General features: G+C 71.7%; 14 protein-coding genes and 1 pseudogene. 7 read left to right on the forward strand and 8 right to left on the reverse strand.

Features of this window, described 5'->3' with window-relative positions:
- Positions 1 to 3: 3 nt before the first annotated feature.
- Positions 4 to 1,224 (forward strand): homoserine O-acetyltransferase MetX, encoded by a 1,221-nt coding sequence (metX, locus tag J1M46_RS06245; protein ID WP_206447034.1) that lies wholly within the window; start codon positions 4 to 6, stop codon positions 1,222 to 1,224.
- Between the two features lie 300 nt (positions 1,225 to 1,524).
- Here the strand turns inward: metX and J1M46_RS15310 are convergent.
- The 5 genes and pseudogenes from J1M46_RS15310 to J1M46_RS06265 form a co-directional block, all read right to left on the reverse strand.
- A pseudogene (locus J1M46_RS15310) lies at positions 1,525 to 2,373 on the reverse strand (glycosyltransferase 87 family protein); the annotation flags it as partial.
- 38 nt (positions 2,374 to 2,411) lie between these two features.
- The gene (locus J1M46_RS06250) at positions 2,412 to 3,452 is read right to left on the reverse strand and encodes a hemolysin family protein (protein WP_206447035.1); all 1,041 of its coding nucleotides are present in this window, start codon (positions 3,450 to 3,452) and stop codon (positions 2,412 to 2,414) included.
- Positions 3,449 to 4,759 carry a hemolysin family protein gene (locus J1M46_RS06255; RefSeq protein ID WP_206447036.1) on the reverse strand — a complete coding sequence of 437 codons (1,311 nt, stop codon included), beginning with the start codon at positions 4,757 to 4,759 and terminating at the stop codon, positions 3,449 to 3,451. The genes J1M46_RS06250 and J1M46_RS06255 overlap by 4 nt, the downstream gene beginning before the upstream one ends.
- A 113-nt stretch (positions 4,760 to 4,872) precedes the next feature.
- Entirely contained in the window at positions 4,873 to 6,315 is a 1,443-nt protein-coding gene (guaB1, locus tag J1M46_RS06260) for a GMP reductase (RefSeq protein ID WP_206447037.1), read from the reverse strand.
- 18 nt (positions 6,316 to 6,333) lie between these two features.
- Positions 6,334 to 7,932, reverse strand: coding sequence for a bifunctional 3'-5' exonuclease/DNA polymerase (locus tag J1M46_RS06265; protein ID WP_206447038.1), 1,599 nt, complete (start codon positions 7,930 to 7,932; stop codon positions 6,334 to 6,336).
- Between the two features lie 73 nt (positions 7,933 to 8,005).
- Here J1M46_RS06265 and J1M46_RS06270 point away from each other — a divergent pair, with 73 nt between their 5' ends.
- Positions 8,006 to 8,527: an HNH endonuclease gene (locus J1M46_RS06270; protein WP_206447039.1), complete on the forward strand. Its 522-nt coding sequence runs from the start codon at positions 8,006 to 8,008 to the stop codon at positions 8,525 to 8,527.
- 95 nt (positions 8,528 to 8,622) lie between these two features.
- Entirely contained in the window at positions 8,623 to 12,489 is a 3,867-nt protein-coding gene (locus tag J1M46_RS06275; RefSeq protein WP_342384296.1) for a multifunctional oxoglutarate decarboxylase/oxoglutarate dehydrogenase thiamine pyrophosphate-binding subunit/dihydrolipoyllysine-residue succinyltransferase subunit, read from the forward strand.
- A 10-nt stretch (positions 12,490 to 12,499) separates the two neighbouring features.
- On the opposite strand, the gene J1M46_RS06280 is transcribed toward J1M46_RS06275, so the two are convergent.
- On the reverse strand, positions 12,500 to 13,987 hold the full coding sequence (locus J1M46_RS06280; protein WP_206447041.1) for a helix-turn-helix transcriptional regulator: 1,488 nt from the start codon (positions 13,985 to 13,987) through the stop codon (positions 12,500 to 12,502).
- Between the two features lie 182 nt (positions 13,988 to 14,169).
- On the opposite strand from J1M46_RS06280, the gene aceA reads away from it, so the two are divergent.
- Together aceA and aceB are read left to right on the forward strand one after the other, a co-directional pair.
- Entirely contained in the window at positions 14,170 to 15,444 is a 1,275-nt protein-coding gene (aceA, locus tag J1M46_RS06285; protein ID WP_446698589.1) for an isocitrate lyase, read from the forward strand.
- 32 nt (positions 15,445 to 15,476) lie between these two features.
- Positions 15,477 to 17,168, forward strand: a complete 1,692-nt coding sequence (gene aceB, locus J1M46_RS06290; RefSeq protein ID WP_206447043.1) for a malate synthase A — start codon at positions 15,477 to 15,479, stop codon at positions 17,166 to 17,168.
- Positions 17,169 to 17,222: 54 nt separating this feature from the next.
- Here aceB and J1M46_RS06295 read toward each other — a convergent pair whose 3' ends face one another.
- Positions 17,223 to 17,480, reverse strand: coding sequence for a zf-HC2 domain-containing protein (locus J1M46_RS06295; protein ID WP_206447044.1), 258 nt, complete (start codon positions 17,478 to 17,480; stop codon positions 17,223 to 17,225).
- The gene (locus J1M46_RS06300; protein ID WP_206447045.1) at positions 17,477 to 18,112 is read right to left on the reverse strand and encodes a sigma-70 family RNA polymerase sigma factor; all 636 of its coding nucleotides are present in this window, start codon (positions 18,110 to 18,112) and stop codon (positions 17,477 to 17,479) included. The genes J1M46_RS06295 and J1M46_RS06300 overlap by 4 nt, the downstream gene beginning before the upstream one ends.
- A 95-nt stretch (positions 18,113 to 18,207) precedes the next feature.
- Here J1M46_RS06300 and aroA point away from each other — a divergent pair, with 95 nt between their 5' ends.
- The gene (gene aroA / locus J1M46_RS06305; RefSeq protein WP_206447046.1) at positions 18,208 to 19,524 is read left to right on the forward strand and encodes a 3-phosphoshikimate 1-carboxyvinyltransferase; all 1,317 of its coding nucleotides are present in this window, start codon (positions 18,208 to 18,210) and stop codon (positions 19,522 to 19,524) included.
- Positions 19,521 to 20,561: a ribosome small subunit-dependent GTPase A gene (rsgA, locus tag J1M46_RS06310; RefSeq protein ID WP_206447047.1), complete on the forward strand. Its 1,041-nt coding sequence runs from the start codon at positions 19,521 to 19,523 to the stop codon at positions 20,559 to 20,561. The genes aroA and rsgA overlap by 4 nt, the downstream gene beginning before the upstream one ends.

Below are 20,561 nucleotides of genomic sequence, written 5' to 3' on the forward strand. Positions count from 1 at the left end.
CCCGTGGACTGGCAGCTGAGCGATGACGCGCAGCCTGCCTCCCGGGTGCCCGCTTCCCGTCTGATCGACGGCGGCCCCGGCGCCCCCGGAGACCCCACGCCCGTGCCCGTCACGGGCGCCTGGCGTCCCGGCGACGACCCAGGCGATCGGCAGTTCGCGCGCATCGGCGACCTCGACACCGAGGCAGGCGCGTCGATCGCGGATGCGGTGGTCGCCTACGAGACGTGGGGCACGCTGAACGCGGCACGCGACAACGCGGTGCTGGTGCTGCACGCGCTCACCGGCGACAGCCACGTGCGCGGCGCGGCCGGACCGGGGCACGCGACCGCCGGCTGGTGGGAGGAGGTCGTGGGCCCCGGGCTCGCGATCGACATCGAGCGTCACTTCGTCGTCGCGCCCAACATGCTGGGCGGCTGCCAGGGATCCACCGGCCCGGCCTCGCTCGGCGCGGACGGCATCGAGCTGGGCTCCCGCTTCCCGCGTGTGACCGTGCGCGACCAGGTCGAGGCGCAGCGCAGGCTGGCCGACCGACTCGGCGTCGCACGCTGGCACGCCGTCGTCGGCGGCTCGATGGGTGGCATGCACGCGCTCGAGTGGGCCGTGACGCACCCCGATCGCGTCGCCGCGACCGCGCTGCTCGCCTCGAACGCCGCCACCAGCGCCGACCAGATCGCGCAGAACACGCTGCAGATCGAGGCCGTGACGAGCGACCCCGGCTGGCTCGGCGGCGACTTCTACGACCTGCCCGGGCACGCCGGTCCCGCCCGCGGCCTCGCCCTCGCGCGCCGCATGGCGATGCTCGGCTACCGCTCGCAGCAGGAGCTCAACGAGCGCTTCCAGCGTTCCTGGCAGTCGAGCGTCGACCCGCTCTCGGGCGGTCGCTTCCAGGTGGAGTCGTACCTCGACGTGCACGGCAACCGCTTCACGCGCCGATTCGACGCGGGCTCCTACGTGCGGCTGGTCGACGCGATGACCACGCACGACGTCGGCCGCGGCCGCGGCGGGGTCGAGGCGGCGCTCGAGCGCATCACCTCACCGACGCTCGTCGTCGGCATCTCCAGCGACCGGCTCTTCCCGGTCGCCGACCAGCAGCGGCTCGCCGCCGGCATCGCCACGAGCGTCTCGGGCGGCGAGCCGATCGTGCTCGAGAGCGGGTTCGGCCACGACGCCTTCCTGATCGAGTCCGCTCGCGTGCGCGACCTGCTCGCGACGCTCATCGACTGACAGCGCGAAGGGCCCGCGGCGAGCGGCCCGCAACAGCATCCAGACGGCGCCGGCCAGGATGCCGACGTGCACGAGGTTGCGCACGGTCAGCAGCAGCACGCCGAACGGCTCGGCGCTCACGAGCGAGTCGTACGTCCACGGGAACTGCAGCTGGGTCAGCGCCGCGACCAGCCCGATCGCGCCCACGCCGAGCCAGTGCCGACGCGCGCCGAGCTCGGCCAGCAGCAGCGCGGGCACCGTCAGCCACAGCACGAACTGCGGCGAGCCGACCTTGTTCGTGACGATCATCGACGCCACGAGTGCCACCGCCAGCCACACGATCGCCTCGCGGCCGTGCGAGCGCCGCACCGCCAGCACCCCCAGCGCGCAGAGCGCCACGACCACGGCGATCAGCACGCCGGTGGCGAGATCTGCAGTGCGGCCGACGCCCGGCGCATCCACCTGGAACGTGTAGATCTGCCGGTCGAAGTAGACATGGCCCTCGCCCAGCATCGCCTGCCACATGAAGGGCGTCGCGGCGACGGCCTCGATCTGCAGGCCGCGATCCTCCTGCTGCAGCAGGAACGAGAGCGCGTGCTGCGAGCCCAGCAGCACGGCGATCGCGAGCACGGCGCCGGAGACGAGCGCACCGGCGAGCACGATGCGCAGCCGCTCCCTGCGCGCGATCAGCAGCGCCAGGTAGAGCACGCCCGGCCACACCTTCATCCAGGCGGCGGCCGTGAACGCGGCGGCGGCGACGCCCGGCCGCTGGCTGCGCAGCGCGGTGAGCCCGATGATGCAGACCGCGACGGTCACCGTGTCGATGCGCGCGAGCGCCACCGGGCCGAGGGCCAGCTGCAGCGCGAGCCAGGTCCAGCCGAGCACGTGCCCGCGGCGCACCCGCAGCAGCAGCGCGAAGGCGACCGCATCCAGCGCCGTGACCATGAGCATCCAGACCAGCGGCAGCGCATCCGGCCCCAGCACGCTCGAGACCAGGATCGGCGCCCACGCCAGCAGCGGGTACACCCACTCGACGTCGATGCCGAGCCACTCGCCCGGCCGGCCGTCGGTGCCGAGGCCCTGCTCCAGCCAGAACGGGTAGACGCTGAGCACGTCGCCGTACGCGTCCGACACGCTCGGGATGTTGAGGATCGCGAGCAGGGCGTGCACGCCGCCGAACGCGAGCCACAGCCAGCCGCGCTCAGGCTTCAGAAGAGCCTCCTGGTGGCATCGCGCACCTCGCCGACGAGCTCCTCGATGATGTCCTCCAGGAACAGCAGGCCGGTGGTCTCGCCGTTCGCGTCGAACGAGCGCGCGATGTGCGCGCCGGTGGATCGCATGAGCGCCAGCGCGTCCTCCACCTCGGCGTCCTGGTAGATCGAGGCCAGCTGGCGGATGCGCTTGGCCGGCACGGGCAGGTCGGCGTGCGCATCGTCGGCCCCCAGCACGTCCTTGATGTGCACGTAGCCGCTCGGCGCGCCGTCGGCGTCGGTGATGACATAGCGCGAGAAGCCGCGCTCGCGCACCGCCGCCTCGATGTCGGTGGGCGTCGCGCCCGCCGGCAGCGTGACGATGTCGGCCAGCGGCAGCGCCACGTCGCGCACGCGGCGCGCCGTGAACTCGAACGTGCGGGTGATGGCGCCCGTCGGGTCGAACAGCAGGCCCTCGCGCTTCGAGGTCTCGACGATCGTCTCGACCTCGTCGATCGTGAAGGCGCTGGCCGCCTCGTCCACCGGCTGCACGCCGAACAGCCGCAGGATGCCGTTGGCCACCGCGTTCATCGCCCAGATCACCGGCTTGAAGACGCGCGAGATGAGCACGAGCGGCGGCGCGAGCAGCAGCACGGCGCGGTCGGGCACCGTGAACGCGGCGTTCTTCGGCACCATCTCGCCGAGCACGACGTGCAGGTAGGTGACCAGCAGCAGCGCGATGACGAACGCGACGACCGAGACGGCCTCTGGCGCGAGCCCCATCCACTCGAGCGGTCCCGTGAGCAGGTGGTCGATGGCCGGCTCGGAGACGTTCAGGATCAGCAGCGAGCAGACCGTGATGCCGAGCTGGCACATGGCGAGCATGAGCGAGACGTGCTCCATCGCCCACAGCGCCAGCTTGGCCGCGGCGTTGCCGCGGTCGGCGAGCGGCTCGATCTGGCTGCGCTTGGCAGAGATGACGGCGAACTCCGCGCCGACGAAGAAGGCGTTGGCCGCCAGCAGGATGAACAGCCACATGATGCCGAGCCAGTCGCTCATCGCTGCTCCTCCTGCCGCACGGGGCGGTCGACATGCCGCACGCGGTCGACGCGGCGGCCGTCCATCCGCTCGACCCGGAGCGTGCCGCTGTCGATCTCGACGGTGTCGCCGACCACCGGCAGCGTGCCGAGCTCCGCCATGATGAAGCCGCCGACGGTCTCGAAGGGGCCCTCCTCGGGAATCTGGATGCGGGCGCGCTCGCGCAGCTCGTCGGGCCGGAACTCGCCCGGGAAGGTGACCCAGCCGGGGCCCTGGACGACGTCGACGTGCATGCGGTCGTGCTCGTCTGCGACCTCGCCGACGACCTCCTCGACGAGATCCTCGAGCGTCGCGATGCCGGCGGTGCCGCCGTACTCGTCGACGACGATGGCGAGCTGGTAGCCGCGCTCCTTGAGATCGGACAGCAGCGCATCCAGGTGCACCGACTCCGGCACCCGATGCGGATCCTCGGCGATGGCGGCGACCGGCACGTCGGCACGCCGCTCGCGCGGCACCGAGATCGCCTGCTTGACGTGGGCGATGCCGATCACCTCGTCGAGGTCGCCGTCGATGACCGGGAAGCGGGACAGGCCGGTGCGGTGCGCGAGCGTGACGAGGTCGGCGACGGAGTCGCTGCGCTCGATGGCCTCGACCCGCGGCCTGGGCGTCATGACGTCGCCGGCCGAGAGCTCCGAGAAGCGCAGCGTGCGCGAGAGCAGCGTGGCCGCATCGGCGTCGAGCGCGCCCTCCATGGCGCTGCGGCGCACGAGCGTGGTGAGCTCCTCGGCGGTGCGCGCGCCCGAGAGCTCTTCCTTCGGCTCCAGCCCGATCGAGCGCAGGATGCCGTTGGCCGAGCCGTTGAGCGCCAGCACGGCGGGCTTGAACACCGCGGTGAAGGCGCGCTGGAACGGCGTGACGCCGATCGCGGTGCCGAGCGGCTTCGCGAGCGCGAGGTTCTTGGGGACGAGCTCGCCGACGATCATCGACAGGATGGTCGCGCCGGTCATGGCGATCACGCTCGAGAGCGGGCCGGCGAAGCCCTCCTCGAGCCCCCACGAGACGAGCACGGGGGTGAGCAGCCGCGAGATCGCCGGCTCCATCGTGAAGCCGGTGAGCAGGGTGGTGAGCGTGATGCCGAGCTGGGCGCTCGAGAGGTGCGTCGAGGTCTGCTTGAGCGCCTTGATCGTGCCGTCGAGCCTGGCCTCGCCCCGGTCGCGGCGGGCCTCCACCTCGGAGCGGTCGAGATTGACCAGCGCGAACTCGCTGGCCACGAAGAGGCCGGTTCCGATCGTCAGGATGACGCCGATGGATATGAGGATGAGATCCATCAGCCGATCGGTTCCGGCTCGGGACTATGACTATGGTCGTCGGTCACGCGCGAAATCCTACCGCCACCGGCCGGACGCATCCGCTCTGCGTCGCAGGTGTCGGTCACCGGGCCTCACCAGCTGACCGGGAGCGCCTTTCCCTCCTCGTAGCCGGCCGCCGACTGCACGCCGACGCGGGCGCGCTCGCGGAACTCGGGCACGCTCGCCGCGCCCGCGTAGGTGAACGAGGAGCGCACGCCGGAGGTGATCATGTCGACCAGGTCCTCGACACTGGGCCGCTGCGGGTCGAGCAGGATGGTCGAGGTGGAGATGCCCTCGGCGAAGAGCGTCTTGCGCGCGAGCTCGTAGGCGTCGATGCCGGCGTTGCGGCCCAGCACCGCGCGTGTGGAGGCCATGCCCCACGACTCCTTGTAGAGCCTGCCCTGCGCGTCGCGCTGCAGCCGGCCGGGCGCCTCGATGGTGCCGGCGAACCACGAGCCGACCATGACGCTCGACGCTCCCGCCGCGAGCGCGAGCGCGACGTCGCGCGGGTAGCGCACGCCGCCGTCCGCCCAGACGCGGGCGCCGAGCTCGAGCGCGGCGGCGGCGGTGTCGAGCACGGCGGAGAACTGCGGGCGGCCGACCGCGGTCATCATGCGCGTCGTGCACATCGCACCGGGGCCCACGCCGACCTTGAGGATGGATGCGCCCGCCGCGGCCAGGTCGCGCACGCCGTCGGAGGAGACCACGTTGCCGGCCGCGACCGGGATCTGGTCGCCGACCGCGGCCCGCACGGCCTCGAGCGCGCGCAGCATGCCGCTCTGGTGGCCGTGCGCGGTGTCGACCACCACGACATCGGCGTCCGCATCGACGAGCGCCCGCGCCTTGGCCCCTGGATCGCCGTTGATACCGACGGCGACGGCGATGCTGAGACGACCGGATGCGTCCAGTGCCGGCCGGTAGATGTCGCGCCGCAGCGCTCCCAGCCGCGACGCGATGCCGACGCAGCGGCCGTCCTCGACCACCGGCGCGACCGAGACGCCCTCACGCTCGAGGGCGGCGAACATGCTGCGGCCGTCGGCGACCTCGGACGGCTCGAGGCTCGGCAGCTGCGAGTGGAGCAGGTCGCCCAATCGCGCATCGGGCAGCGCGGAGGCGAGGCGCTCGGCGGGGATGGCGCCCAGCAGCATGCCGTCGGCGTCCTCCACCACGAGGCAGTGGCCCTCGAGCGCCGGGACCCGCTCGAGCACGTCGAGCACGACCGAGTCGGGGCTCGTGCGGTGCGGCGACTCGAGCCCGATCGGCTGCGACTTCACCCAGCCGATCGAGGCGACCGTCTGCTCGATCGGCGGATCCTGCGTGAGCACGGCGAGGCCGCCGCGGCGCGCGAGGGTCGCGGCCATGCGCGGGCCGGTGACGGAGTTCATGTTCGCCGCGACGATCGGCAGCGTCGCGCTCGTGCCGTCGTCGGGCGAGAGGTCGACGCTCATGCGCGAGCCGATGTCGCTGCGGCTGGGGACCAGGAAGACGTCGGAGTAGGTGAGGTCGTGCTCCGGCACGTCGTCGATGAATCGCATGCGTCCAGGGTAGATCGCTCAGTCCTTCGCCTGACCCCAGTCGCCGACGACCGCGGTCTGCACCGGGAAGTCGATCGGGAAGCGGCCGAACAGCAGCCTGCCCGCCTCTGCCGCGGCCGACCTGACGGCCTCGGCCACCGCATCCGCCGACCCCTCCGGTGCCTGCACGATGACCTCGTCGTGCAGGAAGCACACCAGCGCCGCGCCCTCGACGTCGCGGATCGCGCGGCGCACGCCCGCCATCCACGCGAGCGCCCACTCGGCGGCGGTGCCCTGCACGACGAAGTTGCGCGTGAACCTGCCCCAGGCGCGCGCCTGCCGCCCGCCGCGCTCGTCGTCGCGCCAGCGCGGCGGCACGGGCGAGGTGCGGCCGAGCCAGGTGCGCACGCGCTCGCGCCGCTCGCCCGCGCGGGCGGCCCCCTCGACCACTGCGAGGGCCTTGGGGTAGGCGCGCGCGAGCCGCGGCAGCACGAGGGCGGACTCCCCCGTGGTGCCGCCGTAGAGGGCGCCGAGCATGCCGATCTTCGCGTGCTGCCTGGTGTCGACCACGCCGCGGTCGACGAGCCCCTGGTAGAGGTCGGTGCCGCGGCCGGCCTCGGCGAGCGCCTCGTCGCGGGCGATCGCGGCGAGCGCGCGCGGCTCGAGCTGCGCGGCATCGGCGACCACGAGCCGCATGCCGGGCTCGGCCGCCACCGCGCCGCGGATCTGCCTGGCGATCTGCATCGCCCCCGAGCCCTCCGTCGCCCAGCGACCCGTGACGACGCCGCCGGGCACGTACTCGATCGCCAGCCGCATGCGGCCCTGCGCGTCGGTGCGCGCCCAGCGCTGCGCCCACGCCCAGCCGTTGGCGGTGTGCAGCCGCGCGAGGTGCTTGTACTCGATGAGCGGCGCCACGGCCGGGTGCTCGTGCTCGCGCAGCTCCCAGCGGGCGGTGGAGGCGACATCGAGCCCCGCGCGCCGGAGCGCCTTCAGCACCTCCTGCGGCGAATCGGGGTTGAGCGCAGGCGCGGCGAGCGCGTCGCGCACCTCGGCGGCGAGCGCCTCCATGCGGCGCGGGCGAGCGCCGGCTCCCACGCCGACGGGCCGCTCGCCCAGCGCCTCGGTGAGCAGCGCGTCGTGCGCCGCGCGGTCGAACGGCAGCCCCTGGCGGCTCAGCTCCACCGCGATCACGGCGCCCATCGACTCGGCCGCGGCGAGCATCCGCAGCCCCGCGTCGGCGGCGATCGCGGCCTCCTGCGCCGCCAGCTGCTCGGCGAGCGCCTCGACCGGCTCGGCCTCGGGGGCGAGCGAGAACAGCCCCTCGGCCTCGCCGCGCAGCGAGCGTGCCCAGCGCTCCTCTGCCGCCAGCCCGCGCGCCTCCACCAGGATGCGGTGCACGAGGCGCAGGTCGCGCACGCGGTCGAGGCCCACGCCCGCGTCCAGCAGCAGCGGCACCACCGCCTTGGCGTCCTGCCAGACGATTCGCACGCCCGGCCTGGTCAGCCGCGGGTCGGCGGCGACGTGCGCGCTCGCGTGCACCGACGCATCCGTGGCGCGACCGTCGACAAGGGTGGCGACGGCGATGCGCGCGCCGCGGTCGAGCGGTGCGACGCCCACATCGAAGCTCGCGGCGGCCATGTCCTGACGCTAGTGGGCACCGATGACACCCACTGGTCACCCGAATGCGTCAGGATGGTCCTCGGAGACAGCGATGACAGCGCAGGTTGTGGTGCTCAACGCGACGCTCGAGCCGATCGGCGTCGCTTCGCTGCAGCGCGCCGTCGCCTTCATCGTCAAGGAGCGCGCGCAGATAGTGCTCGCCGCCGACGGCGTCATCCGCTCCAACTCGCTCGAGCTGCCGGTGCCGCGCGTGGTGGTGTTCAACGACTACGTGCAGATCCCCCACACGCGGCTCTACGCACCGGTGCCGTGGAGCCGTCGCGGCCTGCTCGAGCGCGACGGGCGGCGATGCGCGTACTGCGGGCGGCCCGGCGCGACGATCGACCACATCCAGCCGGTCTCGCGCGGTGGCGAGTCCAGCTGGCTCAACACGATCACCGCCTGCGTCGCCTGCAACGGCGAGAAGGGCGGCCGGACCCCGGCTGAGGCCGGCATGCCCCTGCTGTTCGAGCCGCGCGTGGTGTGGCGCCGCGAGGTGCTGCTGCTCGCCGTCGAGGCTGCCGGCGTCGACCTCCAGGCACTCGGTCTGGCCCTCGAGCGATCCTCCGCCTGAGCATCGGGCAGCACGCGCCGCCACTATGCTTGTTGGCAGTGTGGCCGCGGACTGCCTGCGGCATGCCCGGAGATTCGAAAGAGGCGATCGATACCGTGTCCACCCCTGCGGACGACAACGATTTCGGAGCGAACGAGTGGCTCGTCGAGGAGCAGTACCAGCTCTTCGTCAAGGACAAGGACTCGGTTGCCCGATCGTGGTGGCCCATCCTCGAGCGCTACGCCGAGCAGCGTGACGCCGGAGGCGCGGCAACGAGCATGAGCGAGCGCACCAAGCCGTCGTCCGAGGCGGCCGCGCCCGCAGCGCCGGCTGCCGCAGCGCCTGCCGCCGCGCCCACTGCCGCCGCAGCGCCTGCTGCGCCGTCGAAGCCGTCGCCTCCGCGCGAGCCGCAGCGCGCCGAATCGCGCCCGGACCAGCCGGTCGACTCGGGCGAGGGGCAGCACGCCCAGGACGCGCCGCGCGAGGACACCGAGGGCCAGGCCGAGACGCCCGCGCCAGCGAAGGGCGAGGGCGCGATCGTCGCCCGGACCACCGCGCAGGCCGCGCGCCCGAAGCCGGTGCCCGCGGATGCGCCGACCAAGGAGACGAAGCAGGCCGAGGCGGCGAAGGCCGACGAGCAGCCGAAGGACGAGCCCGTCGTCACGACGCTGCGGGGCATGTCGAAGACGCTCGCGGCCAACATGGACAAGTCGCTGTCGATGCCGGTCGCCACCAGCGTGCGCACCGTGCCCGCGAAGCTGATGATCGATCAGCGCATCGTCATCAACAACCACCTCCGCCGCACCCGCGGCGGCAAGGTCTCGTTCACGCACATCATCGGCTACGCGCTGGTGCAGGCGCTGAAGGCGTTCCCCAGCCAGAACGTCTACTACGAGGTCATCGACGGCAAGCCCGCGATGGTCGCGCCGCCGCACGTCAACCTCGGCATCGCGATCGACATCCCCAAGCCCGACGGCACCCGCGCGCTGCTGGTGCCGAGCATCAAGGGCTGCGAGACGATGGACTTCCAGGAGTTCGTCAACGCCTACGAGGCGCTCGTGAAGAAGGCCCGCGCCAACAAGCTCGGCGCCGGCGACTTCGCGGGCACCACCATCTCGCTCACGAACCCGGGCGGCATCGGCACCGTGCACTCCGTGCCCCGCCTGATGCCCGGCCAGGGCGCGATCATCGGCGTCGGTGCGCTCGACTACTCCGCCGAGTTCATGGGCTCGAGCCCCGAGCGGCTCGCGGAGGCGGGCATCGGCAAGACCGTCACGCTCACCTCCACCTACGACCACCGCGTCATCCAGGGCGCCGGCTCCGGCGAGTTCCTGAAGATCGTGCACGGGCTCATCGTGGGCGAGCAGGACTTCTACAAGGGCATCTTCGCCGACCTGCGCATCCCCTACGAGCCGATCAAGTGGTCGACCGACGTCTCGGTGCGCGAGGCAGACGAGCTCTCGAAGCAGACGCGCGTCACGCAGCTGATCAACTCGTTCCGCGTGCGCGGCCACCTGATGGCCGACATCGACCCGCTCGAGTACGTGCAGCGCACGCACCCCGACCTCGAGATCGAGCAGCACGGCCTGTCGTTCTGGGATCTCGACCGCGAGTTCGTCACCGGCGGCTTCGGCGGCAAGCGCTCCGCCCTGCTGCGCGACATCCTCGGCGTCCTGCGCGACTCGTACTGCCGCACGATCGGCATCGAGTACATGCACATCGCCGACCCCGCGCAGCGCCAGTGGTTCCAGAGCCACCTCGAGGTGCCGTACGTCAAGCCCACGCACGACGAGCAGATGCGCATCCTGCGCAAGCTCAACGAGGCGGAGGCCTTCGAGACGTTCCTGCAGACCAAGTACGTCGGGCAGAAGCGCTTCTCGCTCGAGGGCGCCGAGTCGATGATCGCCTTCCTCGACGCGCTGCTGGCCGGTGCGGCCGAGGCGGGCCTTGAGGAGGTCGCGATGGGCATGCCGCACCGCGGACGCCTCAACGTGCTCACCTCGATCGCCGGCAAGACCTACGGCCAGGTGTTCCAGGAGTTCGAGGGTGCCGCCGTCTTCCAGGGCTCCGGCGACGTCAAGTACCACCTGGGCAACGCGGGCGAGTTCACCGCCGCCGACGGCTCGACCGTGCCGGTCTACCTGGCAGCGAACCCCTCGCACCTCGAGGCGGTCAACGGCGTGCTCGAGGGCATCGTGCGCGCCAAGCAGGACCGCATCGGCGACGGCGAGCACAGCGTGCTGCCCGTGCTCGTGCACGGCGACTCCGCGAACGCCGGCCAGGGCGTGGTCTTCGAGACCCACCAGCTCTCGATGCTGCGCGCGTACAAGACCGGCGGCACCGTGCACCTGGTCGTGAACAACCAGGTCGGCTTCACCACGCCGCCGTCCGAGTCGCGCTCGTCGACCTACGCGACCGACATCGCGAAGTCGATCCACGCGCCCATCCTGCACGTGAACGGCGACGACCCCGAAGCCGTCGTGCGGGTCGCGGAGCTGGCCTTCCAGTACCGCCAGGAGTTCAAGCGCGACATCGTCATCGACCTCATCTGCTACCGGCGCCGCGGGCACAACGAGGGCGACGACCCCACCATGACGCAGCCGCTGATGTACTCGCTGATCGAGCAGAAGCGCTCGGTGCGCACCCTCTACGCCGAGAACCTCGTCGGCCGCGGTGACATCACCAAGGCGGAGTACGAGGCGGCGCAGGCCGACTTCCAGGGCAAGCTCGAGCGGGCCTTCATGGAGACGCACGCGGCCGCCACCGGCTCCATGCCGGTCGTGTCACCCGAAGACGCCGCAGACGCCGACCAGAGCCGGCGCGAGCCGGAGACGACCGGTGTGGACGCATCCGTCATCCACGCCATCGGCGACGCGCACGGCAACCCGCCAGAGGGCTTCAAGGTGCACCCGAAGGTGAAGCAGGTGCTCGACAAGCGGGTCAAGGCGAGCCGCGAGGGCGGCATCGACTGGGCCTTCGGTGAGCTGCTGGGCCTCGGCACGCTGCTGCTCGAGGGCACGCCGGTGCGCATGTCGGGCCAGGACACCCGCCGCGGCACCTTCGTGCAGCGCCACGCCGTCATGCACGACCGCAAGAACGGCCAGGAATGGCTGCCGCTGGCGAACCTCGGCTCGGAGCAGGCGCGGCTCTCGATCTACGACTCGCTGCTGAGCGAGTACGCGGCGATGGGCTTCGAGTACGGCTACTCGGTCGAGCGTCCGGATGCGCTGGTGCTGTGGGAGGCGCAGTTCGGCGACTTCGCCAACGGCGCGCAGATCATCATCGATGAGTTCATCGCCTCCGCCGAGCAGAAGTGGAACCAGCACTCCTCGCTCGTGCTGCTGCTGCCGCACGGCTACGAGGGCGCCGGTCCCGACCACTCCTCGGGTCGCATCGAGCGCTTCCTCCAGATGGCCGCGGAGGACAACATGACGATCGCCCGGCCGTCGACGCCGGCGAACCACTTCCACCTGCTGCGCCGGCAGGCGTACGCGACACCCCGCCGGCCGCTGGTGGTGTTCACGCCCAAGGCGATGCTGCGGCTGCGCGACGCGACCAGCGCGGTCGAGGATTTCACCACCGGCCGCTTCCAGACCGTGATCGACGACCGGCAGGTGCAGGATGCTGCCGGTGTCAAGCGGGTGCTGCTGCACTCGGGCAAGATCCACTACGACCTCAAGGCGGAGCTCGCCAAGCGGGAGCGCAGCGACATCGCGCTCGTGCGCGTCGAGCAGCTCTACCCGCTGCCGGTCGACGAGATCAACGCCGCGGTCGACCGCTACCCGGGCGCCGAGCTCGTCTGGGTGCAGGAGGAGCCGCTGAACCAGGGCTCGTGGCCGTTCATCCACCTCGCGCTGCCGCGGCACCTGCATGGCCGCACGCTCAAGGTCGTCGGGCGCGCGCAGTCGGCCAGCCCGGCGACGGGATCGGCCAAGCGCTCCGCACGGGAGCTGACCGCGATCCTGGAGACCGCGCTGGGCTGATCGGCGGCGACTAGTCGCGCGAGGCCAGGAAGCTGTAGACCTCGGTCTCGTCGACGCCGGGGAAGGCGCCGGGCGGCAGCGCTGCCAGCAGGTGCGAGTGCGCCCTGGCGCTCGGCCATGCCTGCCCGGCCCACTCGGAGGCGAGCTCGACCGGGGGCTGCCGGCAGCACGAGGGATCGGGGCAGCGCGAGATCGAGCGCTCCTTCGTGGCACGGCCCCGGAACCACTTCGCCTGCGAGAACGGCACGCCGATCGAGAGCGAGAACTCTCCAGCCTGGCTGCGCTCGGTCATCGCCGAGCACCAGAAGGTGCCGGCCGGCGTCTCGGTGTACTGCTCGAAGGCGTTCACCTTGTCGGCCACGTCGAACACCTCACGGCTCGTCCAGTGCTTGCACACCGGCTGCCCCTCGATCGCCCCCATGTGGTCGGTCGGGAAGGTGACGCCGTCGTTCTCGTAGGCCTTGTAGATGATGCCCGACTCGTGCACCTTCTGGAAGTGGAGCGGGATGCCCAGATGCACGGTCGCCAGGTTCGTCAGCCGATGCGCGGCAGCCTCGTAGGAGACCGCGAAGGCGTCCCGCAGGTCCTCGACGGCGAGCTGCCGCTCCTGCTTCGCGGCCTCGAGGAACGTGACGGCGGCCCGCTCCGGCACCAGCAGCGCCGCCGCGAAGTAGTTCGTCTCGATGCGCTGGCGCAGGAACTCGCCGAAGTCGGCAGGCACCGAGTGCCCGAGCACGTGATGTCCGAGCGCCTGCAGCAGCACGGAGCGCGGGTCGTGGCCCGTGTGACTGGAGCGCGAGAGGTAGATGCGCTTGCGCTTGTAGTCCATGACGGAGCGGGTCGAATGCGGTAGATCACTCACGTGGTGCACGCTGAAGCCGAGGCGCTCGGTAATCGCCGCGATGAGATGCTGCGACAGCGGCCCTGCTTGGTAGCCGACCTTGGCCAGCATCGCAGCGGCTTCGGCCTCGATCTCCGGGAAGTGATTGTCACGGGCGCGCATCTCGCCCCGTAGCTGCGTGTTCGCCCTCCGCGCCTCCTCCGGCGTCGCGGCGCGCTCCTCGGCAACCCGATCGAGCTCATCGACGAGGGCCAGCATGGTCGCGAGCACATCGTCGGGGGTGCGAGGCCCGATGCGCATCGTCGGCAGCCGCTTCTGCTGCCAGGTCGAGGACTGCTGCGCACGCTCGAGCCGCAGCTCCATCGCCGCGCGCTTCGACGGTGGCGCAGTGCCGGTGAGCTGCTCGAGGCTCACCCCGTAGAGCGCCGAGAGCTGCTGCAGCTGCGAGAAGCGCGCCTCGCGCTTGCCGTTCTCGAAGCCCGACAGCTGCGAGGGCGCCAGCCCGATCGCGGCGTGCACGGCGTCGAGCGTGAGACCCGCCTGCTTGCGCGCGTGGCGCAGCGACTTGCCGAGCTGCAGCGCGTCGACCGGCGCCGGTTCGGGGGCTGAAGGCGCGGGTCGGTCCCAGGTGCCGGGGGCGGTGCGTTCGCTCGTCATGGATGCACTGTACGACAGAACTGCGCAGGTTGGCAGAAATGCATAACTTCATAGCCAGTCCGGACGAAACCCGTGCAGAACTGCACGCAGAGTAGTCACAGGACCCCGCCGGAGCAGCACCGGCGACGAACGAGGAGGACACCATGACCGAGCAGCCCGACACGACCCAGTTCGAGAGCACGATGGCGACCGAGGCAGCCGAGCTCGAGCTCGAATGGGCGGCGGACACCCGCTGGAACGGCGTCAAGCGCGACTACACCGCCGCCGACGTCGTCCGGCTGCGCGGCTCGGTCGTCGAGGAGCACACGCTCGCACGCCGCGGCTCGGAGCGTCTCTTCGAGCGGCTGCACACGAACGAGACGCCGGTGCGCGCGCTCGGCGCCCTGACCGGCAACCAGGCCGTGCAGCAGGTGCGCGCAGGCCTCGAGGCCATCTACCTCTCCGGCTGGCAGGTGGCGGCCGACGCGAACCTGTCGGGCCAGACCTACCCCGACCAGTCGCTCTACCCGGCCAACTCGGTGCCTGCGGTCGTGCGCCGCATCAACAACGCGCTGCAGCGCGCTGACCAGATCGAGCGCAGCGAGGGCAGCATGAGCGTCGCCGACTGGCTCGCGCCGATCGTCGCCGACGCCGAGGCCGGCTTCGGCGGCCCGCTGAACGCCTTCGAACTCATGCGCAGCATGATCGTCGCCGGTGCGGCGGGCGTGCACTGGGAGGACCAGCTGGCGAGCGAGAAGAAGTGCGGACACCTGGGCGGCAAGGTGCTCATCCCCACCCAGCAGCACGTGCGCACCCTGAACGCGGCACGCCTGGCCTCCGACGTCGAGAACGTGCCGAGCGTCATCATCGCCCGCACCGACGCCGAGGCGGCGACGCTGCTCACCAGCGACGTCGACGAGCGCGACCGCCCGTTCCTCACCGGCGAGCGCACGAGCGAGGGCTTCTACGAGGTGCGCAACGGCATCGAGCCCTGCATCGCCCGTGGCCGCGCCTACGCCGAGTACGCCGACCTGCTGTGGATGGAGACCGGCAAGCCCGACCTGGAGGTCGCGCGCCGCTTCGCCGAGGGCATCAAGCGGTCGTTCCCCGACCAGCTGCTGGCCTACAACTGCTCGCCCTCGTTCAACTGGAAGAAGCACCTCGACGACGACCAGATCGCCACGTTCCAGCGCGAGCTGGGCGCCATGGGCTACCGCTTCCAGTTCATCACGCTGGCCGGATTCCACGCGCTGAACCACTCGATGTTCGACCTGGCCAAGGGCTACGCCGAGCACGACATGTCCGCCTACGTCGCCCTGCAGGAGCGCGAGTTCGCCGCCGAGGCGCAGGGCTACACCGCCACCAAGCACCAGCGCGAGGTCGGCACGGGCTGGTTCGACCAGGTCGCCACCGCACTCAACCCGACCTCGGGGACGCTGGCGCTCGCCGGCTCCACCGAGTCCGAGCAGTTCCATTGATCCGCATCGACAGCAAGAAGGAGGAAGACGACATGAATACCCGCATCCGCATCACCGCCACCGCCGAGGGCCAGGAGCGCGTCCTCACCGACGACGCCCTGTCGTTCCTGCTCGAGCTGCACGACGCGTTCGAGTGCCAGCGCCAGCAGCAGCTGCAGGACCGCCGCAAGCGGCGCGCGGCCTTCGCCGACGGCGACGTGCCGCGCTTCCTGGAGGCGACCGAGCGCATCCGCCGTGACGACTCCTGGAGGGTCGCGCCGCCGGCGCCGGGCCTCGAGGACCGCCGCGTCGAGATCACCGGCCCGATCGAGCGCAAGATGACCATCAACGCGCTCAACTCGGGCGCGAAGGTGTGGCTGGCCGACTGCGAGGACGCCTCGAGCCCGCTGTGGCGCAACGTCATCGCCAGCCAGGTCAACCTGCAGGACGCCATCCGCGAGCAGATCGAGTTCACCAGCCCGGAGGGCAAGGAGTACCGGGTCACCGCGACCGAGACCCCGACGATCGTGGTGCGGCCGCGCGGCTGGCACCTCGACGAGCACCGCATCATCGTCGACGGCAAGCCGATGTCGGGCTCGCTGGTCGACTTCGGGCTGCACGTCTTCCACAACGCCGAGGAGCTCATCGCCCGCGGCTCTGGCCCGTACTTCTACCTGCCGAAGATCGAGAACCACCTCGAGGCGCGGCTCTGGAACGACGTGTTCGTGATGGCGCAGCAGCTGCTGGTGCTGCCGCAGGGCACCATCCGCGCGACCGTGCTGATCGAGACGATCACGGCGGCGTTCGAGATGGAGGAGATCCTGTACGAGCTGCGCGAGCACTCCTCGGGCCTCAACGCCGGCCGCTGGGACTACCTGTTCTCGATGATCAAGGCGTTCCGCCTGCGGGGGCCGGAGTTCGTCCTCCCAGACCGGGCGCAGCTGACGATGACGGCGCCGTTCATGCGCGCCTACACCGAGCAGCTCGTGCGGGCCTGCCACCGCCGCGGCGCGCACGCCATCGGCGGCATGGCGGCCTTCGTGCCCAGCGCGAAGGACCCCGAGGCGACCGAGCGCGCGCTGTCGGCGGTCGCGAGCGACAAGTCGCGGGAGGCCGGCGACGGCTTCGACGGCTCCTGGGTGGCGCACCCGGGCCTGGTCGCCACCTGCCGCGAGGCGTTCGACGCGGTGCTGGGCGACGAGCCGAACCAGCTCGGCCGCAGCCGCGAGGACGTGCCGGTCGACGGCGACGCGCTCATCGATCTGTCGACCACCCCGGGCGAGATCACCGAGAGCGGCCTGCGCTCGAACATCGAGATCGGCATCCGCTACATGGAGGCGTGGCTGCGCGGCCACGGCGCCGTCGCCATCCACTCGCTGATGGAGGATGCGGCGACCGCCGAGATCTCCCGCTCGCAGGTGTGGCAGTGGATCTACAACGAGTCGGCCACCTCCGACGGCCGCACGATCACGCGCGAGCGCTGCTTGGGCGTCGTCGACGAGCTCGACCGCGGCTTCGAGCGCGCCGAGGGCAACCGCTTCCGCGAGGCGATCGCGCTCTTCCGCGAGATCGCGCTCGAGGAGACCTACCCGGCCTTCCTCACCCTCGCCGGCACCGAGCGCTACCTCGCCGAGGGCGTGGAGCGCTCGGCCACGGGGCCGATGCCGGTGCAGACGGATGCGTCGGCTCCCGTCACGCAGACGACGTCGCGGGAAGCAGACGAGCAGGAGCGCGAAGCGGCCTGAGACGCGCGAAGGCGGGACCCGGATCGGGTCCCGCCTTCCGCATGTCCGGGTGCGTCAGTCGTGCTGCGCCTTCGCGGCACGCAGGCTCGCCAGCAGCCGCTCGCGCAGATCCTCGGGCGCGCGATCCTTGCAGGCACCCTGCAGCGCGCTCGTCAGGGTCTCTCCCACGTGGTGCTCTGCCGAGCACTCCTCGCAGGTGTCCAGGTGCGCGCGCACGTCGGCGGCGTCCTCAGCGCAGAGCTCCTTGTGCAGGTACTCCTCGAGCGCTGCCCGTGCCTGGGTACAGTCCTTCTTCGCCTCAACCGTGCTCACGGCTTCTTCCCCTTCTCGGTGCTCTCCGGCACCTCGATGCCCTGTTCGCGTGCGTAGTCGGCCAGCAGGCCTCGCAGCAGCTTCCGGCCGCGGTGCAGGCGGCTCATGACGGTGCCGGTCGGGGTCTCCATGACCTCGGCGGTCTCCGCGTAGCTGAGCCCCTCGACGTCGACCCAGTAGACCGCCATGCGGAAGTCCACCGGCACCTGCTGCAGCGCATCCTTCACGATGCCCGAGGGCATCCGGTGGATGGCCTCGGCCTCTGCGCTGCGCGACGAGGTGGAGGTGAACGACTCGGCGTCGCCGATCTGCCATTCCTCCATGTCGTCGAGCGGTGCCTCGAAGGGACGGCGCTGCTGCTTGCGATAGGTGTTGATGTAGGTGTTGGTCTGGATGCGGTACAGCCACGCCCGGAGGTTGGTGCCGGGCTTGAACGAGCCGTAGGCCGTGTAGGCCTTCAGCAATGTCTCCTGCACCAGATCAGCCGCGTCAGCCGGGTTGCGCGTCATGCGCATCGCGGCCGCGTAGAGCTGGTCGGCGTACTGCATCGCCTGCTCGGCGAAGTCGTCGCGGCGGGCGGCAGCTGCCGCGCTCGCGTCGACCTGGCCAGACTCGTCCTGTTCGCTTGTCATCGCCGGTGAGTCTAGTGTCGCGCGCGGCGCTTCGAGCATCGTGGTTGGCACTGGCACCTCCTCGGCTTCGCTTCCCGACCGATAGATTGCAACCGATGAGCCACCCCGATCATTCCCGTCCATGGACCGCCCCGACCGCGAAGGCGCGGCTCGACGCGCGCGTGCAGCTGCCCGGATCGAAGAGCCTCACCAACCGGGCACTGCTGCTGGCCGCCCTCGCGGACGGCCCCTCGACGCTGCATCGGCCGCTGCGCAGCCGCGACGCGGCGATCATGGCCGACGGCCTGCGCGCGCTCGGCGCGGTCATCCGCGAGGTGCCCGGGGACGGCCTGTTCGGGCCCGACCTGGAGATCACGCCGGCGCCGGTGGTCGGCGGCGGCGCCATCGACTGCGGGCTGGCGGGCACCGCGATGCGCTTCCTGCCCATCGTCGCCGCGCTCGGCGACGGCCCGGTCGCGTTCGACGGCGACCCGCACGCGCGCAAGCGCCCGATGGAGCAGACGGTCGCGGCGCTGCGCGAGCTGGGCGTGCGCGTCGACGCCGACGAGCCGCGACTGCCGTTCACGGTGCATGGCGCCGGCGAGGTGCGCGGCGGCGAGCTGACCGTCGATGCCAGCGCCTCGAGCCAGTTCGTCTCGGCGCTGCTGCTCGCCGCGCCGCGCTTCACCGAGGGGCTCACGCTGCACCATCGGGGCGAGCGCCTGCCCTCCATCCCGCACATCGAGATGACGCTCGAGGCGCTGCGCCAGCGCGGCGTCGCAGCCTCGACGATCGGCGAGGCCTCGTGGCGCATCGAGCCCGGCCCCATCGCGCCGCTCGACGAGCAGATCGAGCCCGACCTCTCGAACGCCGCGCCCTTCCTTGCGGCGGTCGTCGCGGTCGGCGGCCGCGTCGTGCTCGACGGCTGGCCCGCTCAGACGACGCAGGTCGGCGCCATGCTGCCCGCGCTGCTCGACGCCTTCGGCGCGACGAGCACGGTGGCGGATGGGTCCCTCACCGTCGAGGCGAGCGGTGGCGCGATCCCCGGCGCCAGCCTCGACATGCACGCCTGCGGCGAGCTCTCCCCCACCATCGCCGCACTGGGCGCCATCGCCTCGGCGCCCGTCGAGGTGACCGGCATCGGCCACACGCGCGGGCACGAGACCGACCGCATCCGGGCCCTGATCGACAACATCGCCGCCCTCGGCGGCCGCGCGAGCGAGCTGCCCGACGGCATCCGCGTCGAGCCCGCGCCGCTGACCGGCGGCGACTGGGGCGCCTACGACGACCACCGCATCGCCACCGCCGGCGCGGTGGTCGGGCTGCGGGTGCCGGGCGTCGAGGTCGACGACATCGGCGCGACGGCGAAGACGATCCCGGAGTTCCCGGAGCTCTGGGCGGCCATGCTGCACGGGCAGGATCGCTCCGCATGAGCTGGATGCACGACTACGAGGAGCCGTACGAGGAGTACGACGACCGGAGCGTGCGCGAGCGCCCGAACCCGAAGGCCAACCGGCCGCGCTCGAAGCAGCGGCCCGAGCACGAGGACGCGGTCACCGGCATCGTCACCGGCGTCGACCGCGGCCGCTACCGGCTGGTCGTCAGGGCCGGCGAGCCCGACGAGGCGGTCGTCACCGCGGCGCGTGCTCGCGAGCTGCGCAAGCAGTCGATCGTCGCCGGCGACCGCGTCGACGTGGTGGGCGACACCACCGGCGAGACCGGCTCGCTCGCGCGCATCGTGCGCATCCAGCCGCGCACGACCGTGCTGCGCCGCTCGGCCGACGACGCCGACCTGGTCGAGCGCGTGATCGTCGCCAACGCCGACGTCATGCTGATGGTGGTCGCCTCGGCCGACCCGCCGCCGCGCGCGGGCATGGTCGACCGCTTCCTGGTCGCGGCCCTCGACGCCGGCATCTCGCCGGTGCTGGTGATGACGAAGACGGATGTCGCCGACCCGGCGCCGTTCCTGGCGAACTTCGCCGGGCTCGACATCGAGGTGTGGCGCTCGTCGATCGACGACCCGCCGGCGGAGGCGCTGCGCGAGCGGCTCGACGGCCACACGACCGTCGCGGTCGGCCACTCGGGCGTGGGCAAGTCGACCCTCGTCAACGCCATCGTGCCGAGCGCCCACCGCGCGGTCGGCCACGTGAACACCGTCACCGGCCGCGGGCGCCACACCTCCTCCTCGACCGTGTCGTTCCGGCTCGGCGAGGGCTGGATCATCGACACCCCCGGCGTGCGCTCGTTCGGCCTCGGGCACGTCGCGACCGCCAACGTGCTGCGCGGCTTCCCCGACCTCGCCGAGGTCGCGGAGGACTGCCCGCGCGGCTGCACCCACCTCGACTCCGAGGACTACTGCGAGCTCGCGGCCGCGGCCGACGACGGCAGGCTCGAGCGGCGCCGCGTCGACTCGATGCAGCGCCTGCTCGGCACGCTCGTCGCAGCCCGCAGCGAGCGCCACCAGGAGTGA

Source organism: Agrococcus sp. KRD186 (genome assembly GCF_017168255.1).
Lineage (GTDB): Bacteria > Actinomycetota > Actinomycetes > Actinomycetales > Microbacteriaceae > Agrococcus.

What these genes read in the sequence shown, in the direction of transcription:
- J1M46_RS06250 (WP_206447035.1), bottom strand. Translation starts at nt 3,452, where the DNA reads ATGAGCGACTGGCTCGGCATCATGTGGCTGTTCATCCTGCTGGCGGCC.
- J1M46_RS06255 (WP_206447036.1), bottom strand. Translation starts at nt 4,759, where the DNA reads ATGGATCTCATCCTCATATCCATCGGCGTCATCCTGACGATCGGAACC.
- guaB1 (WP_206447037.1), bottom strand. Translation starts at nt 6,315, where the DNA reads ATGCGATTCATCGACGACGTGCCGGAGCACGACCTCACCTACTCCGAC.
- J1M46_RS06265 (WP_206447038.1), bottom strand. Translation starts at nt 7,932, where the DNA reads ATGGCCGCCGCGAGCTTCGATGTGGGCGTCGCACCGCTCGACCGCGGC.
- J1M46_RS06270 (WP_206447039.1), top strand. Translation starts at nt 8,006, where the DNA reads ATGACAGCGCAGGTTGTGGTGCTCAACGCGACGCTCGAGCCGATCGGC.
- J1M46_RS06280 (WP_206447041.1), bottom strand. Translation starts at nt 13,987, where the DNA reads ATGACGAGCGAACGCACCGCCCCCGGCACCTGGGACCGACCCGCGCCT.
- aceA (WP_446698589.1), top strand. Translation starts at nt 14,170, where the DNA reads ATGGCGACCGAGGCAGCCGAGCTCGAGCTCGAATGGGCGGCGGACACC.
- aceB (WP_206447043.1), top strand. Translation starts at nt 15,477, where the DNA reads ATGAATACCCGCATCCGCATCACCGCCACCGCCGAGGGCCAGGAGCGC.
- J1M46_RS06300 (WP_206447045.1), bottom strand. Translation starts at nt 18,112, where the DNA reads ATGACAAGCGAACAGGACGAGTCTGGCCAGGTCGACGCGAGCGCGGCA.
- aroA (WP_206447046.1), top strand. Translation starts at nt 18,208, where the DNA reads ATGAGCCACCCCGATCATTCCCGTCCATGGACCGCCCCGACCGCGAAG.
- rsgA (WP_206447047.1), top strand. Translation starts at nt 19,521, where the DNA reads ATGAGCTGGATGCACGACTACGAGGAGCCGTACGAGGAGTACGACGAC.